Annotated in this window: 15 protein-coding genes; 10 read left to right on the top strand and 5 right to left on the bottom strand. The window is 63.8% G+C overall.

Going from position 1 to position 15031, the window contains the following annotated elements; all coding sequences use genetic code 11:
* Positions 1–19 precede the first annotated feature (19 nt).
* Positions 20–898 (top strand): ChaN family lipoprotein, encoded by an 879-nt coding sequence (locus OGL92_RS14620; protein ID WP_263144637.1) that lies wholly within the window; start codon positions 20–22, stop codon positions 896–898.
* Between the two features lie 284 nt (positions 899–1182).
* Here OGL92_RS14620 and OGL92_RS14615 read toward each other — a convergent pair whose 3' ends face one another.
* From OGL92_RS14615 to OGL92_RS14600, 4 genes are all read right to left on the bottom strand, one after another.
* On the bottom strand, positions 1183–1986 hold the full coding sequence (locus OGL92_RS14615; RefSeq protein ID WP_263144636.1) for a cyclic nucleotide-binding domain-containing protein: 804 nt from the start codon (positions 1984–1986) through the stop codon (positions 1183–1185).
* 106 nt (positions 1987–2092) lie between these two features.
* The gene (locus OGL92_RS14610; RefSeq protein ID WP_263144635.1) at positions 2093–2365 is read right to left on the bottom strand and encodes a TfoX/Sxy family protein; all 273 of its coding nucleotides are present in this window, start codon (positions 2363–2365) and stop codon (positions 2093–2095) included.
* Between the two features lie 322 nt (positions 2366–2687).
* Entirely contained in the window at positions 2688–3035 is a 348-nt protein-coding gene (locus OGL92_RS14605; RefSeq protein WP_263144634.1) for a pentapeptide repeat-containing protein, read from the bottom strand.
* A gap of 92 nt (positions 3036–3127) precedes the next feature.
* On the bottom strand, positions 3128–4690 hold the full coding sequence (locus OGL92_RS14600; RefSeq protein WP_263144631.1) for a bifunctional aminoglycoside phosphotransferase/ATP-binding protein: 1563 nt from the start codon (positions 4688–4690) through the stop codon (positions 3128–3130).
* 117 nt (positions 4691–4807) lie between these two features.
* Here OGL92_RS14600 and mrcB point away from each other — a divergent pair, with 117 nt between their 5' ends.
* The 3 genes from mrcB to OGL92_RS14585 are packed head-to-tail and all read left to right on the top strand — an operon-like array spanning position 4808 to position 8215.
* On the top strand, positions 4808–7126 hold the full coding sequence (mrcB, locus tag OGL92_RS14595; RefSeq protein ID WP_263144629.1) for a penicillin-binding protein 1B: 2319 nt from the start codon (positions 4808–4810) through the stop codon (positions 7124–7126).
* A gap of 16 nt (positions 7127–7142) precedes the next feature.
* Entirely contained in the window at positions 7143–7883 is a 741-nt protein-coding gene (locus OGL92_RS14590) for a bacterial transcriptional activator domain-containing protein (protein ID WP_263144628.1), read from the top strand.
* A gap of 2 nt (positions 7884–7885) precedes the next feature.
* Positions 7886–8215 (top strand): YqcC family protein, encoded by a 330-nt coding sequence (locus OGL92_RS14585; protein ID WP_263144625.1) that lies wholly within the window; start codon positions 7886–7888, stop codon positions 8213–8215.
* Between the two features lie 23 nt (positions 8216–8238).
* Here the strand turns inward: OGL92_RS14585 and OGL92_RS14580 are convergent, their stop codons facing one another.
* Positions 8239–8685, bottom strand: a complete 447-nt coding sequence (locus tag OGL92_RS14580; RefSeq protein WP_263144623.1) for a DUF4124 domain-containing protein — start codon at positions 8683–8685, stop codon at positions 8239–8241.
* Positions 8686–9093: 408 nt separating this feature from the next.
* Here OGL92_RS14580 and OGL92_RS14575 point away from each other — a divergent pair, with 408 nt between their 5' ends.
* The 6 genes from OGL92_RS14575 to msrQ form a co-directional block, all read left to right on the top strand.
* On the top strand, positions 9094–10818 hold the full coding sequence (locus OGL92_RS14575; protein ID WP_263144621.1) for an acetolactate synthase 3 large subunit: 1725 nt from the start codon (positions 9094–9096) through the stop codon (positions 10816–10818).
* 1 nt (position 10819) lies between these two features.
* Positions 10820–11311, top strand: a complete 492-nt coding sequence (gene ilvN, locus OGL92_RS14570; protein WP_263144619.1) for an acetolactate synthase small subunit — start codon at positions 10820–10822, stop codon at positions 11309–11311.
* Positions 11312–11358: 47 nt separating this feature from the next.
* Positions 11359–12375 carry a ketol-acid reductoisomerase gene (ilvC, locus tag OGL92_RS14565; protein WP_263144617.1) on the top strand — a complete coding sequence of 339 codons (1017 nt, stop codon included), beginning with the start codon at positions 11359–11361 and terminating at the stop codon, positions 12373–12375.
* Positions 12376–12524: 149 nt separating this feature from the next.
* Positions 12525–13340 carry a CDP-diacylglycerol--serine O-phosphatidyltransferase gene (gene pssA, locus OGL92_RS14560; protein ID WP_263144615.1) on the top strand — a complete coding sequence of 272 codons (816 nt, stop codon included), beginning with the start codon at positions 12525–12527 and terminating at the stop codon, positions 13338–13340.
* Positions 13341–13402: 62 nt separating this feature from the next.
* A complete protein-coding gene (msrP, locus tag OGL92_RS14555; RefSeq protein WP_263144612.1) occupies positions 13403–14407 on the top strand; it encodes a protein-methionine-sulfoxide reductase catalytic subunit MsrP in 1005 nt (334 codons plus the stop codon).
* The coding region (gene msrQ, locus OGL92_RS14550) for a protein-methionine-sulfoxide reductase heme-binding subunit MsrQ (RefSeq protein WP_263144611.1) at positions 14407–15031 on the top strand (625 nt) is incomplete at its 3' end. The genes msrP and msrQ, both read left to right, overlap by 1 nt.

Raw genomic sequence — 15031 nt, 5'->3', positions numbered from 1 at the left:
CGCCTAACGAGGAGTTTCCATGCGTTCATTTTTCCTGGGCTGCTGCCTGTTGCTGGCCGCCTGTGCCGCTGCACCGCCATTGCCCGATTGGCAGAGCCCGCAAGGGCGCAAGCACCCCGACCTGGGGTTGATCCGCGACCTGCGCAGCGGCGAGACCCTGAGTCCCGTGCAGTTGCTCGATCGCCTTGCCCGCGCCCCGCGGGTATTGGTCGGCGAGCAGCACGACAACCCCGATCACCACGCTTTGCAGGTATGGCTGCTGCAGGCGCTGGAGGCGCGCCGGCCACAGGGCAGCCTGCTGCTGGAAATGCTCAACCCCGACCAGCAGGCGCGGGTCGAAACCGCCCGGGCGGCCTATGCCGAGGGCCATCCTCCGGCCGACCTCGCTGCAGCGCTGGCCTGGCAGAAGGGCTGGGACTGGGCCCTCTACGGGCCCTTGGTACGCCATGCCTTGGAACGACCCTACCCGTTGCTGGCCGCCAACCTGGATCGCGCCGAGATCATGGACATCTACACCGCGCGGCCGACGCTCACCGGCAAGGCCTCGACGGCGCCGAAGGTGCGCAAGGCCCTGCTGGAACAGATACGCGAATCCCATTGCGGGCTGTTGCCGGATTCGCAACTGCCGGCGATGCTCGCCGTGCAGCAGCAGCGCGACCGACGCATGGCGCAGCGCGTGGCGGCCGCCGCGGCGCCCGCGCTGTTGTTCGCGGGCGCCTTCCATGTGCGTCGCGACCTGGGCGTTCCGCTGCACCTGGCCGACTTGCAGCCGGGTCAGGGAGAGCAGGTGCTGATCCTGTCAGAGGTGGGCAAGGAGGTTCCGGCTGGCGCGGCCGATTACGTGTGGTACACCGCCGCGGTGCCCGAGCGCGACCACTGTGCCGAACTGAAACGCTGAGGGATGGAAACACACCGCCTCCGGGCGGTGATCGATGAGACGCCGGGGTTGATTTTCAGGCAAAAAAAGACCCGGCAAAAAGCCGGGTCAATAACCGTGATTAGCCTGATGAGGAGATAATCTGAAGTCCAACTGCTTGAGCCTTCATTTTATCGGCTGATCTCGCGACCAGTTGCGGTAATAATAACAATTCTCATTCCAGTGTCAAGACTTCTTGCGAAGTATTTTCAATTGCCCCGCATTCGCATTCACTCGCACGTTCGCCAGGCGCTTGGAACGAGCGCTCAGTGGTCTTCCGCGTCGGGCATGCGCAGTTGCGTCACTTCCTTGTTCAACAGGTCGATGCGCCGCGCCATGCTCTCGATCAGGCTGTGGGCGATGCGCGGGTTGCTTTGCATCAGGCTGAGGAACTGCTCCTTGGGAATCACCATCACCGTGCAGGGCTCGCTGGCGATCACCGTGGCGCTGCGCTTCTCGTGGGTGAATACCGCCATGGCGCCGAAAATCTCGTCCTTTTGCACGTCACCGACTTTCTGCCCGCCGACATAGGCCTCGGCATGCCCCTCGATGATGATGAACACGTGATCGGCTTCGTCGCCCTGGTGGATCAGCTCTTCGCCCGCGGCGAAGTGCTGGAAGCCGGTGGCGGGGCGGATCTCGGGCTGCTTGAGGCGCGCCAGGGCATCGGAGAGCAGGGCGGTATGGCCGATGAGGTACTGGATGAACAGTTCCTGGCGCTGTTCGCTGGCGTAGATGTGCTTGAACACTTCGGTACGCAGGTAGGGCGTCAGGGTCAGGGGTTCGTCGCTGCTATAGCGGCAACTGGGCAATTCGATGCCTTGGCGCAAGCCGACCAGATCGCCTTCCTGGAGGTAGAACAGCGGGCGTTCGTCCACCAGGGCGTGCAGCAAACCGTTGTCGATCAGGAACAACTGATTGCCGGGCAGCACCCGAGCCAAGTCGTCGACGCGCTCCAGATTCACCGCTGGGCCGCTCGGCTCAAGGCCTTCGAGCAACTGGCTGGGGATGCCCTGCAAGCGATTGATCAGCTGATCGGCGTAGGCCGGTTGCTCCCCGAGTAAGTACATGACTGAATATCCTTGAACTGGCTGGTCTGACGAAAACGCACGAACGTCCCTGAAACAATAGGTTGAGCGTGGCCTGACGTAAATCTTCGGACGCCCGGGTTGTGAGCTAGCTCTTGTTGCCGGGAGGATTTGCCGCCAGCCGGTCATTCAACTCGGCTTTATGGGCAGCGGACAACTGATTCCAGTGTACGTCGAGCAGGGCGCCTTCGATGGCATATAGCAGCACCTTTGACGCACGAAATCCACGGGCGCGTACTGCCCGGTAGGCTGCCACCGCGCCGACGCGTCGCAGGTCGGCGCCGGTATGGATGCCGACGGCGTGCAACCATTGGGCCGAGGTCTTGCCGAGGTTTTTCAAATGCTGCAGTTCGTCGTTCATCGAGCCTCCTTGCGATGGGTGCCGAACAGGGGTGTCGACTGGAGGTCGCAAAGGACGCTTCGAGCCGGGAAGCCAGGCCTTGGCGTTAGCGCAGCATCCAATCCCGGGAGGGCCGAGGGACCCTCTTGCGGGTCCACTCCTGGGGGAGGGACGGGCTTTCCCGGCTCGAGGCTTGTGCGTTTCAACGTCCCGGCCGCGGCTTTCGCCTTGTCCGGTGAATGACCTTCCACGGACTCTTTCGTTGGGCAGGCCGCTGCTGGCGGTGGGTTCGCCAGGCGGAGGGGGGCTGTCTGGGTGCATTCCGGATGCCGGATGCTCGACCTCACGGACGCGACCGATAGCGCAGGCGGGTGCCGAAATTGACCGACATGAGAATCTCGTCGGCGCTCAGGTCGACCGGAAAGTAGGCCCCGGAAATCTGCGCATGGGCGATGCTGGCACCTTCCAGATTGGCTTGGCGCAGGTCGAGTCCGCGGAGATCGGCGCCGCGAAAGTAGGCACCACTGAAATTCACCTGCGCGGCGTCGAGGCGCCGGAGGTCGAGCCCGCGGAAATCGCCTTCGCTGAAGTCGACTTCCCGATCTCTAGGCCGCTGCGCATTGAAGCCGGTGACATCTTCGTTGCGCAGCAGGGTATACAGCGGATCGTCGAGCTGATGGGGCTGTGTCATGGCGCATATCCGGCAGGTTTTTTACCGGAGTATAGAAGCCGCCGGACAGTCTGCCCGGCCACGGCGCGGTCTGCGCGCGCGTGGCGTCCCGATCAGAAACCCGGAAGGGACTGGCGAATGCGCTCGACCAGGCTATCGAGGCTGGCCGGCTGATGGGTGTCGATGCGCTTGCTGTGGGCCTGCTCGTATTCGTCGAGCGCGTCGCGGTTGGCCTCCTGCGCCTTGATCACTTCCAGGGTGGCGTCCGAAGGGTCGTCGCCCCGCGCCTGGCGCTGGGCCAGCCAGCCGACGACGACCGCTTCCGGCGCCTGGCAGTCGAGCACCAGGAAAGGCGTGCCGGTGGCCTCGGCGATCTTGCGCGCCGCGCGGCGTTGGGCGTGCTTCAGGTAAGTGGCGTCGATCACCACCGGGAATCCGGCGCGCAGCGCGCGGCGAGCCAGCTCGTGGAGGCGGTCGTAGGTGGCCTCGCTGGCTTCCTCGCTGTAGATGCCGGCATTCAGGTCGTCCCCGGCCTGCTCGGGTTGCGCCCCGAACAGGCGCTTGCGTTCCACGTCGGAGCGCAGGCGAACGGCGCCCAGCGCCTCCACCAGGCGCAGCGCCACATGGCTTTTACCGACCGAGGACACCCCGTGGGTGATCGCCAGGAAGCAGGACGGAATGGCGCTGTAGCTTTCGGCGAGGGCCGCATAAGCACGGTACTGGCGCAGGATCACCGCGCGGTTCACCGCGTCTTGCTCCTGGCCGAGGCGGAACAGGTTCACCTTGGCGCGCACCAGCGCGCGATGAGCCTTGTACAGGTTGAGCAGTTCCAGCGCCGCGTAGTCGCCGGTGTGTTCCAGCCAGGCGTTGAGGAAGCGCCGCGCCAGGGGTTTTAGGTTGCGGTCCTCCAGGTCCATGATCAGGAAGGCGGTATCCAGCGCGATGTCGATGAAGCGGAAAGGCTCGTTGAACTCGATGCAGTCGAACAGCACCACTTCGCCGTCGATGAGCGTCGCGTTACCCAGGTGGATGTCGCCGTGGCATTCGCGAATCCGACCTTCGCTGGCGCGCTGGGCGAGCAGCGGGCGCAGGCGTTCGAAACTGCTTTCGGCCCAGGCTTCCAGGGCGTCCAACTGAAGCAGGTCGGCCTTTTCCGAGAGCAGCGGGCGGATCTGCTCGAAGTTCTGGCGCAGGGGGGCGATGATCGACTCCGGCGTGCAGAGCGGGTGATCGTCCGCTACCCGCGGGGTTTCCCGATGGAATTCGGCGATGCGTTTGGCCAGGGCGTCGATATGCTCCGGGGTCAGTTCCCCGCGCGCCTGTACCTCGGCGAGCAATTGGCTCTGCGGGAACTGGCGCATCTTCAGGACGTACTCGATGACCGGGCCGTCCCCGTCCAGCCGGGGCGCCTGTTCGTTGCCGGCGACCGGCAGGACTTCCAGGTAGAGCCCGTGGGTGAGACGCTGGTTCAGGCGCAGCTCCTCTTCGCAGAAGTGTCGCCGGGCCTCGAGATCGGTGAAGTCGAGGAAGCCGAAGTTCACCGGTTTCTTGATCTTGTATGCGTAGGGGCCGGTGAGCAGCACCCAGGAAATATGGGTCTCGATGACCTGGAACTGCTCCACCGGATGCGGATACAGGGTGGGGTTCTGCAGGGCGGCGATCAGGGCTTGGCTCACAGTCAATCCTTGCGTCTGGGCTGAGTTGAAGCCCGCATTATGGCCGCTGGGCGCGACACTGCAAACTGCTCCAGGGCCGCCTGTCGAGCACTGGCAAAGTGCGTATAATGCCGCGCCATGACTCGCTCCCGATCTTCCCGCACCCCTTCCAAACGTTCCTCTTCCCGCACACGACCCTGGCTCGCCTGGGGGTTGAAACTCGCCTTGGTGGGGTTGGTCGTCCTGGCGGGTTTCGCCGTTTACCTGGACGCCGTGGTCCAGGAAAAATTTTCCGGCCGGCGCTGGACCATCCCGGCGAAGGTGTATGCGCGCCCGCTGGAGTTGTTCAGCGGCCTGAAGTTGAGCAAGGAGGATTTCCTCGTCGAACTCGACGCCCTGGGTTATCGGCGCGAGGGTTCGGTGACCGGTCCTGGCGCGGTGGCGGTATCCGGAAACACCGTCGACCTGCATACCCGTGGCTTTCAATTCTACGAGGGCGCGGAACCGGCGCAGCCGGTGCGGGTTCGCTTCTCCGGCAGCTACGTGGCCGGCCTGACCAAGGGCAATGGCGCGGACCTGGCGGTGGCCCGGTTGGAACCCCTGCTGATCGGCGGCCTGTATCCGGCGCACCATGAGGATCGCATCCTGATCAAGCTGGATCAGGCGCCGCCCTACCTGCTGGAGACCCTGGTGGCGGTGGAGGACCGCGAGTTCTACCACCATCACGGCGTCTCGCCCAAGTCCATCGCCCGTGCTTTCTGGATCAACGCCACCGCCGGACAACTGCGCCAGGGCGGCAGCACCCTGACCCAGCAGCTGGTGAAGAACTTCTTCCTGACCAATGAGCGCAGCATCACCCGCAAGGCCACCGAGGCCATGATGGCGATGCTGCTGGAGCTGCACTACGACAAGCGGGAAATCCTCGAAGCCTATCTCAACGAGGTGTTCCTCGGCCAGGATGGCCAGCGGGCCGTGCACGGGTTCGGCCTGGCCAGCCAGTATTTCTTCAGCCAGCCCCTGCCCGAGTTGAAATTGCATCAGGTCGCCTTGCTGGTGGGCATGGTCAAGGGGCCCACCTTCTATAACCCGCGGCGTTATCGGGAGCGTGCCCTGGAGCGGCGCAACCTGGTCTTGGACGTGCTGGTCGAGCGGGGCGTCGTCAGCGCCGACGAGGCGGCGGCGGCCAAGCAGAAGCCGCTGGGCGTCACCCAGCGCGGAAGCCTCGCCGACAGCTCTTTCCCCGGCTTCCTCGACCTGGTCAAGCGCCAGTTGCGCCAGGATTACCGCGATGAAGACCTCACCGAGGAAGGCCTGCGCATTTTCACCAGCTTCGATCCCATCCTGCAGCTGAAATCGGAAAGCGCCCTGAGCGAAACCCTCAAGCGCCTCGGTGGCCGCAAAGGGGCCGAGGACGTCGAGGCGGCCATGGTGGTGAGCAATCCGGAGACCGGCGAGGTGCAGGCGCTGATCGGCAGCCGCCAGCCGCGTTTCGCCGGCTTCAATCGGGCGCTCGACGCGGTGCGGCCGATCGGCTCGTTGATCAAGCCGGCGGTATACCTGACCGCGCTCGAACGGCCGAGCCAGTACACCCTCACCAGCTGGCTGGCCGACGAACCTTTCTCGGTGAAGGGCCAGGACGGTCAGATCTGGAAGCCGCAGAACTACGACCGCAAGGCTCACGGCACCATTTACCTCTACCAGGGGCTGGCCAACTCCTACAACCTGTCCACCGCCAAGCTCGGCCTGGAACTGGGCGTGCCGAACGTGCTGAAGACCCTGGAACGCCTCGGTGTGTCCCGCGATTGGCCGGCCTTCCCTTCGATGCTGCTGGGCGCCGGCGCCCTTAGCCCGATCGAAGTGGCCACCATGTACCAGACCCTGGCCAGCGGTGGCTTCAATACGCCGTTGCGGGGCATCCGTAGCGTGTTGACCGCCGAGGGCCAGCCGCTCAAGCGCTATCCGTTCCAGATCGAGCAACGCTTCGACCCGGGCGCCATCTACCTGGTGCAGAACGCCATGCAGCGAGTCATGCGCGAAGGCACGGGCCGCTCGGTCTACAGCCAGCTACCGTCCAGCCTCACCTTGGCGGGCAAGACCGGGACCAGCAACGACTCCCGCGACAGCTGGTTCGCCGGCTTCAGCCAGGATCTCCTGGCGGTGGTCTGGCTGGGCCGCGACGATAACGGCAAGACGCCCTTTACCGGCGCCACCGGTGCCTTGCAGGTCTGGACCGGCTTCATGCGCAAGGCCGATCCGCTGCCACTGGACATGCCATTGCCGAACAACGTCACCCAGGCCTGGATCGACGCGGGTACCGGCCAGGGATCGGCGGCCGGTTGTCCGAACGCCGTGCAGATGCCGTATATTCGCGGCAGCGAACCCGCCCCGGGCCCTGCCTGTGGCGGCGATACGCCGGCGGATTCGGTGATGGACTGGGTCCGCGGGTGGATGAACTGAGCGAAGAGGGTCTTACGTGAACAAGTGGTGGCTATCTGTTCTGGCGGCATCGGTGATGCTCGCCGGTTGTTCGACTCCGCAGCGCGGCGCTATTCCGGTGGTGGACTCCGGGGCGCCTCTTTCCAACGAAGAGCCGCTCGCCAACAGCGGCGGTTACCGTGCGCCGGCCCCCGTCGCGGCGCCCCGCGCGGCGGCCAGCGTCCCGCAAAACGACGATTCCGGCGTGGTGGTCATGGTGCCTGGTGGAGCCGGCGCTTCGTCCGCGCCCATCCAGGCCTATCCCGCCGCGGCCAGTGCGCCCATCAGCAGCGCGCCGATCACGCCAGGACCGGTCACCAGCCCGATGTCGTCCGGCAGCTACAGCGCGCCGGCTCCGGCCTCCCCCAGCGGCATACCCGCCAATGGCGGCGGCGCACTGGCGGCGGACGAGCAATTGGATGGGCCGGTCCTGGCTCTCCTGACCACCGCGCAACAGCAGCAGGGCGGCGGTGATCTGAACGGCGCCTCCTCCAGCCTGGAACGCGCGCAACGGATCGCTCCGCGGGAGCCGCAGGTGCTCTATCGGTTGGCCGAGGTCCGCCTGGCCCAGGGCGATGCCGAGCAGGCCGAGCAATTCGCCCAGCGCGGTCTGACCTACGCCAACGGTCGCCCCGCCCTGCAGGCCAGCCTGTGGGGACTGATCGCCCAGGCGCGGGAACGCCGTGGCGACGCCGCCGGCGCGGCGCAGGCGCGTGAAAAGGCCCGCGTGACCCTGTGATGATGGACGAGCGCTTCCCGGCCGTGGCCGACCAACTCCTTTCCATCGAGCGCGAGCTGCGCATGCAAGGATGGTGGTCGGAGCGTTCGCCGAGCCAGGAAGCGCTTTCCAGTCAGGCACCGTTCTGCGTGGATACGCTGGCGTTCGAGGAATGGTTGCAGTGGATCTTCCTGCCGCGGATGAAGCTCATCCTCGAAGAGGGCGCCGAGCTGCCCAGGGCTTCGGGCATCCGGCCGATGGCGGAAGTGGCGTATCGGGAGCGCGCCACGCAGGCGCGGGGGCTGCTGACGGCGTTGGGTGTCTTCGATCGGTTGATCGGCGGCGCGGACTGACGCCGCGCCAGGCGACGGTCCCCTTAGAGGCAGTTCTCGCCGATGCTTTTCTGCAGTTCGACAATGCGTGACTGGCGCTCTTCTTCGGTCAGGCGGCGCAACTCGCCGTCGACCTTCTCACGCACTCGCGGGTTGTTCTGTAGCTGGGCGACGTTCGTACGCGAGTCCTCGCAGAACTTCTTGCGTTTGGCTTCCTGAACGGCCACTTCCTGCTTGACCTTTTCGTTGATCGCCTCCTGTTCGGCGTCGGGCTGACCCGTGGTCGGGGCGGTAATGGCCGGCTTCGCGGGCGAAGTGCCTTTCGGAGGCGGCGCGACGGTGGTGCTGATCGCCTTGGTCTCCTGGCCCTCCGGCGGTTGCGCGCCGAAATGAGTGATGCCCTGAGCATCCACCCACTTGTATACCTGCGCGGCCATCGCGGTGCCGCTCAAGGCGAGTAGCAGGCTGCTCGTTAGAATCATGCGACGCATGCTGTTTCCTTTGTGAGTTGCTGCGGAACTGCCCGTTACTATAACCAAAACCGACGCCGCGTCATCCTGCGCCGCGTCACAGCCGCGCAGTGAAGAATGCAAACGGATGACTTGACTTGCCGTTGTCTATTCCGAACAATCCAAGGCTCGCTGTAGTGGGCTGGCCGCAAGCCGGCTTCTCTCAGCAGACCATGAGGTGCACACCCGCGCCGACCTGCTTTTACCCGTACCGCGTTACCTCGCGCTGGGTGGGAAGCCCCGCAACACTTGGGGTGTTCCCAATACTTGCTCAGTCAGTAGCTGACGTAGTCGGCGACCACACGTCGCTCATGCTCTCTGCTCGGCAGTAACCTACTTCGACATCCGTCCAGCCTTGGACGGTGTTCCGGCGTTTTAGAGGTGAACAACGTGGAGCTTTTATCCGGCGCTGAGATGGTCGTCCGCTCATTGCGTGACGAGGGCGTTAAGTACATCTACGGGTACCCGGGCGGTGCCCTCCTGCATATCTACGATGCCTTGTTCAAGGAAAACGACGTCACCCACATCCTGGTGCGTCATGAACAGGCCGCTACCCACATGGCCGACGGTTACGCGCGCGCCACCGGTAAGCCCGGCGTGGTCCTGGTGACCTCCGGCCCCGGTGCGACCAATGCCATCACCGGCATCGCCACCGCCTACATGGATTCGATCCCGATGGTGGTGTTGTCCGGCCAGGTGCCGAGCAACATGGTCGGCACCGATGCCTTCCAGGAAACCGACATGGTCGGCATCTCCCGGCCCATCGTGAAACACAGTTTCATCATCAAGCATCCTTCGGAAATCCCCGAAGTGATCAAGAAAGCCTTCTACCTGGCCCAGTCCGGCCGCCCGGGCCCGGTCGTGGTGGACATTCCCAAGGACATGGGCGATCCGAGCCAGAAGTTCGAATACGCCTATCCGAAGAAGGTCAAGCTGCGCTCCTACAGTCCGGCGGTACGCGGGCACTCCGGGCAGATCCGCAAGGCGGCGGAAATGCTCCTGGCGGCCCAACGGCCCATCCTTTATTCGGGTGGCGGCGTGATCATGGGCAATGCCTCGGCGCCGCTCACCGAGCTGGCGCAGATGCTCGAGCTACCGGTGACCAACACCCTGATGGGCCTCGGCGGCTATCCCGGTGGCGATCGCCAGTTCCTCGGCATGCTCGGCATGCACGGTAGCTACACCGCCAACCTGGCGATGCATCACGCGGACGTGATCCTGGCGGTCGGCGCGCGCTTCGACGACCGGGTGATCAACGGGGCGAGCAAGTTCTGCCCCCACGCCAAGATCATCCATATCGACATCGATCCCGCCTCGATCTCCAAGACCATCAAGGCGGACATCCCGATCGTCGGTCCGGTGGACAGCGTGCTCACCGAGATGGTCGCGATCCTCAAGGACATGGGCGAGAAGCCCAATCCGGAGAACGTCGCCACTTGGTGGAAGCAGATCGAGGAATGGCGCGAGAGCCGCGGCACCTTCCCCTACGACAAGGGCGACGGCAGCATCATCAAGCCGCAGACGGTGATCGAGACGCTCTGGGAAGTCACCCGGGGCGACGCCTACGTGACCTCCGACGTGGGTCAGCATCAGATGTTCGCGGCGCAGTACTACCGCTTCAACAAGCCCAATCGCTGGATCAACTCCGGCGGGCTCGGCACCATGGGGTTCGGTTTCCCGGCGGCGATGGGCGTCAAGCTCAGCTTCCCCGAAGCCGAAGTCGCCTGCGTGACCGGTGAAGGCAGCATCCAGATGAACATCCAGGAACTGTCCACCTGCCTGCAGTACGACCTGCCGGTGAAGATCGTCAACCTCAACAACGGCGCCTTGGGCATGGTGCGGCAGTGGCAGGACATGCAGTACAGCAGCCGCTACTCGCACTCCTACATGGAATCGCTGCCGGACTTCGTCAAGCTGGCCGAGGCCTACGGCCACGTCGGCATGCGCATCACCGAGCTCAAGGACCTCAAGCCGAAGCTGGAGGAAGCCTTTGCCCTCAAGGATCGCCTGGTGTTCCTCGACATCAAGGTGGACGACAGCGAGCACGTCTATCCGATGCAGATCAGAGACGGCGCCATGCGCGACATGTGGCTGAGCAAGACGGAGCGGACCTGACATGCGCCATATCATTTCCCTGTTGCTCGAAAACGAACCGGGCGCGCTTTCGCGCGTGGTCGGGTTGTTCTCCCAGCGCAACTACAACATCGAAAGCCTGACCGTCGCGCCGACCGAGGACCCGTCCCTGTCGCGCCTGACCCTGACCACCGCCGGCCAGGACGAAGTGATCGAGCAGATCACCAAGAACCTCAACAAGCTGATCGAGGTGGTCAAGCTGGTCGACCTGTCGGAAAGCGCGCACATCGAGCGCGAGCTGATGCTGGTGAAGGTCAAGGCCACCGGCGCCCAACGTGCCGAGGTCAAACGCACCACCGACATCTTCCGCGGGCAGATCGTCGACGTGACCAGCAGCGTCTACACCATCCAGTTGGCCGGTACCAGCGACAAGCTGGACAGTTTCATCCAGGCCGTCGGCACCGCCTCTATCCTGGAAACCGTACGCAGCGGCGTCACCGGCATCGCCCGGGGCGACAAAGTACTCAGCATTTGAACGCATTAGCGAATGGCCGGCTCAGGCCAAGAAAATAGGGGATATCCATGAAAGTTTTCTACGACAAAGACTGCGACCTCTCGATCATCCAGGGTAAGAAAGTCGCCATCATCGGCTACGGCTCCCAAGGCCACGCCCATGCGTGCAACTTGAAGGACTCCGGTGTCGACGTGACCGTCGGTCTGCGTCCGGGCTCCGCCACCGTCGCCAAGGCCGAGGCCCATGGCTTGAAAGTGACCGACGTGCCCGCCGCCGTCGCGGCCGCCGATCTGGTGATGATCCTCACCCCCGACGAATTCCAGTCGCACCTGTACAAGAACGAAATCGAGCCGAACCTGAAGAAAGGCGCCACCCTGGCCTTCGCCCACGGTTTCGCCATCCACTACAACCAGGTGGTGCCCCGCGCCGACCTCGACGTGATCATGATCGCGCCGAAGGCTCCGGGTCATACCGTGCGCTCCGAGTTCGTCAAGGGCGGCGGCATTCCCGACCTGATCGCGATCTACCAAGACGCCTCCGGCAATGCCAAGAACGTCGCCCTGTCCTACGCCTCCGGCGTCGGCGGCGGCCGTACCGGCATCATCGAGACCACCTTCAAGGACGAGACCGAGACCGACCTGTTCGGCGAGCAGGCGGTGCTTTGCGGCGGTTGCGTCGAGCTGGTCAAGGCCGGCTTCGAAACCCTGGTCGAAGCCGGTTATGCGCCGGAAATGGCCTATTTCGAATGCCTGCACGAACTGAAGCTGATCGTCGACCTCATGTATGAAGGCGGCATCGCCAACATGAACTACTCGATCTCCAACAATGCCGAGTACGGCGAGTACGTGACCGGCCCGGAAGTCATCAACGCCGAGTCCCGCCAAGCCATGCGCAATGCCCTCAAGCGCATCCAGAACGGCGAGTACGCGAAGATGTTCATCGGCGAAGGGGCGGGCAACTACCCGTCGATGACGGCCTATCGTCGTAACAACGCGGCTCACCCGATCGAGCAGGTCGGCGAAAAACTGCGCGCGATGATGCCGTGGATCTCCGCCAACAAGATCGTCGACAAGAGCAAGAACTGAGTCCGGCGGTCACCTGAGAAAACGCGGCCCCGGCCGCGTTTTTTCATTTCCGGAAAGGGCATCTGGTATAAAGCCAGGGCATCAGAGCTCGAACCCGAGCCGGTGATGCCTGTCGTAACCCTAACCAAACCCGTTGCAAGGTATTGTTCATGAACGAACGTCCCGAGGAGTCCAACCAGGCGGCCGATGCCGAAAGCCTGTTGCCGATCGACGAGCATGTCGAGGAAGGACATGACGACGAAGGTCGCAAGGTCCGCCATCGCGGCATCTATCTGTTGCCCAATCTCTTCACCACCGCCAACCTGTTCGCTGGCTTCTATTCCATCATCAACGCCATGAGCGGCAACTTCTCCGTGGCCGCCGCGACCATTTTCGTCGCCATGGTGCTGGATAGCCTGGACGGTCGCGTCGCGCGCCTGACCAACACACAGAGCGCCTTCGGGGCGGAATACGATTCCCTGTCCGACATGGTGGCCTTCGGCGTCGCCCCGGCTCTACTGGCGTTCGAGTGGGCGCTGGTCAGTCTGAGCAGCGTGGGCCTGGCCGTGGCCTTCATCTATGTCGCAGGCGCCGCGTTGCGGCTCGCGCGCTTCAATACGCAGATCGGCAAGGTCGACAAGCGGTACTTCATCGGCCTCGCCAGCCCGGCCGCGGCCGGTGTGGTGGCGGGTACGGTGTGGGCCTTCAGCGACTTCGGCATCAAGGGATCGAACATGTCGTTCCTCGTCGCGCTGCTGGTCGCTGGTGCCGGTACGCTGATGGTCAGCAACATCAAGTACTACAGCTTCAAGGACCTGGACATGAAAGGCCGGGTGCCCTTCGTCGCGATCCTGATCGTGGTCCTGGCGTTCGCGGTGATCTTCAGCGACCCGCCGCGCATCCTGCTGCTGATCTTCCTCGCCTATGCGGCGTCCGGGCCGGTGCAGTATTTGTTGCAATTGCGTCGGCGCAAGCAGGTCGAGTGATGTAATTTCTGCCGGGCTCCGCAGTCTACTGGCCATCCCCGGTGTCCAGTGCGGAGCCCGCCATGCTGATCAAGATTCCCGCCGCTTCACGTTCCCACGAATCCGACGTTACCCCCGAATCCCTGTACCTGTCCCGTCGTGCCTTCATGGCCGTTAGCGGTGCGTTGGCGGCTGGGCTGGCGTTGCCCGTCACGGCGGCCGAGATCAGCCGCTATGAGGGCGTCGATCCGGCAAAGGCGCCGCAATGGTTCACGGAAAAGCTTCCCTCTGCCCAGTGGCAGGCTATCACCGCGGGCGATGAGGCGACGACGCCCTACCGGGACGCCACCCATTACAACAACTTCTATGAGTTCGGGACCGACAAGGGCGACCCCGCGAGCAACGCGGGAGCCTTGCAGACCGAGCCCTGGCAAGTGGTCGTGGATGGCGAGGTGGGCAAGCCGGGTACCTATTCCCTCGAAGATCTGATGAAACCCCATGGGCTCGAAGAGCGCATCTACCGATTACGCTGCGTGGAGGGCTGGTCGATGGTGATCCCATGGTTGGGGTTTCCCCTTGCGGAGTTGCTTAAGCAGGTAGAGCCCAGCGCTCAGGCGCGTTACGTGCGTTTCGAGACCCGGGTCGCCCCCGAGCAGATGCCCGGGGTACGTTCCGGGTTCACCTTGGTGAACTGGCCTTATGTAGAAGGACTGCGGTTGGACGAAGCGGCCCATCCGCTGGCCTTCCTGGCGGTTGGCATGTATGGACGGGTTCTACCGAACCAGAATGGGGCCCCGTTGAGGTTGGTGCTGCCTTGGAAGTACGGCTTCAAGAGCATCAAGTCCATCGTGCGGATCAGTCTGACTCGCGAGCGGCCCAAGACGACATGGGAAGGCATCGCGCCGGATGAGTACGGTTTCTATGCCAACGTCAACCCGCAGGTGGATCATCCTCGCTGGAGCCAGGCCAAGGAACGCCGGCTACCGGGAAGCCTGTTCCGACCCAATGTGATTCCGACACGCTTGTTCAACGGCTACGACGAGGTCGCCAGCCTCTACGGCGGCATGGATTTGAAGGCGAACTATTGATGCGGTACCGCGCATTGCGAGTGCTGGTGTTTCTGGGCGCCTGCCTGCCCCTGGCGATTTGGGTGTATCAGGGCTTGGGCGATGGTCTGGGTGCCGATCCGGGCAAGACCTTGGTCGATCGCCTGGGTGTGACGGCGCTGATTTTCCTGTTGATCACGCTGGCGATGACGCCGTTGCGAGCGCTCAGTGGATGGGGAGGTTGGATAGCGCTGCGTCGGCAACTGGGGCTCTGGAGCTTTGCCTATGCCTTCCTGCATGTGGCGGGCTATGCGTTCTTTTTGCTGGCGCTGGATACCGGTCAACTGTTGAAGGACCTGAGCGAGCGTCCTTATATCATCGTCGGCGCCCTGGCTTGGTCCTGTCTTTTCTGTCTGGCGTTGACCTCGAATCGCTTCAGCATCCGCCGCTTGGGCAAGCGTTGGAAGCGGCTTCATCGCCTCATCTATCCCGCCGTTGGGCTCGCGTTGCTGCATATGCTGTGGATCGTCCGTTCCGACCTGGGCGAATGGACGCTCTACACCGCCATCGCGACGGCGCTCCTGCTGGTTCGGTTTCCTCCCCTGGCTACTGCCTTGGAGCGCCATGCCAAAAGACGCCATTCGACTATTTCGAAGAAAGTGGAAG

Source organism: Pseudomonas sp. RIT-PI-AD (assembly GCF_025642785.1).
In the GTDB taxonomy this organism is placed as follows: Bacteria; Pseudomonadota; Gammaproteobacteria; order Pseudomonadales; family Pseudomonadaceae; genus Pseudomonas_T.
This window is presented reverse-complemented; position numbering and strand designations above follow the sequence as displayed.

Coding starts and splice junctions, on each gene's coding strand:
- OGL92_RS14585 (WP_263144625.1), top strand. CDS start 7,886: ATGGACGAGCGCTTCCCGGCCGTGGCCGACCAACTCCTTTCCATCGAG.
- ilvC (WP_263144617.1), top strand. CDS start 11,359: ATGAAAGTTTTCTACGACAAAGACTGCGACCTCTCGATCATCCAGGGT.
- pssA (WP_263144615.1), top strand. CDS start 12,525: ATGAACGAACGTCCCGAGGAGTCCAACCAGGCGGCCGATGCCGAAAGC.
- ilvN (WP_263144619.1), top strand. CDS start 10,820: ATGCGCCATATCATTTCCCTGTTGCTCGAAAACGAACCGGGCGCGCTT.
- OGL92_RS14605 (WP_263144634.1), bottom strand. CDS start 3,035: ATGACACAGCCCCATCAGCTCGACGATCCGCTGTATACCCTGCTGCGC.
- OGL92_RS14610 (WP_263144635.1), bottom strand. CDS start 2,365: ATGAACGACGAACTGCAGCATTTGAAAAACCTCGGCAAGACCTCGGCC.
- msrP (WP_263144612.1), top strand. CDS start 13,403: ATGCTGATCAAGATTCCCGCCGCTTCACGTTCCCACGAATCCGACGTT.
- OGL92_RS14580 (WP_263144623.1), bottom strand. CDS start 8,685: ATGCGTCGCATGATTCTAACGAGCAGCCTGCTACTCGCCTTGAGCGGC.
- OGL92_RS14620 (WP_263144637.1), top strand. CDS start 20: ATGCGTTCATTTTTCCTGGGCTGCTGCCTGTTGCTGGCCGCCTGTGCC.
- mrcB (WP_263144629.1), top strand. CDS start 4,808: ATGACTCGCTCCCGATCTTCCCGCACCCCTTCCAAACGTTCCTCTTCC.
- OGL92_RS14615 (WP_263144636.1), bottom strand. CDS start 1,986: ATGTACTTACTCGGGGAGCAACCGGCCTACGCCGATCAGCTGATCAAT.